General features: G+C 64.7%; 1 pseudogene. It reads left to right on the top strand.

Features of this window, described 5'->3' with window-relative positions:
* Positions 1-81: 81 nt before the first annotated feature.
* Positions 82-312, top strand: a pseudogene (locus P0G09_RS17530) (molybdenum hydroxylase); the annotation flags it as partial.

Here is a 312-nt window from a genome sequence, read left to right as displayed (position 1 = left end):
GCCAGCGATGCCGCGGCCATTGCGGCCTGCGGCGGCTCCATGGAAGTCTTTTTGCAGCGTCTGGAACCGGAGGAATGAGCCATGAATCGTAATGACCTGATCGTTGTCCGGGGCGGGGGAGACCTTGCCACCGGTGTTGTGCATCGGCTCTGGTCGGCTGGCCTGCGGGTGCTGGTGCTGGAAACGGCCCTTCCCGCCGCCATCCGTCGGCAGGTGTCTCTCTGTGAGGCTGTTTACGAAGGCGAGACCGCTGTGGAAGGAATGCGGGGCATCCGGGTGGAGACGCTGGCAGATGCCGATGCCGTCTGGGCA

This window comes from Faecalibacterium sp. DFI.5.82 (genome assembly GCF_029076575.1).
Classification (GTDB): domain Bacteria; phylum Bacillota; class Clostridia; order Oscillospirales; family Ruminococcaceae; genus Faecalibacterium; species Faecalibacterium duncaniae.
This window is presented reverse-complemented; position numbering and strand designations above follow the sequence as displayed.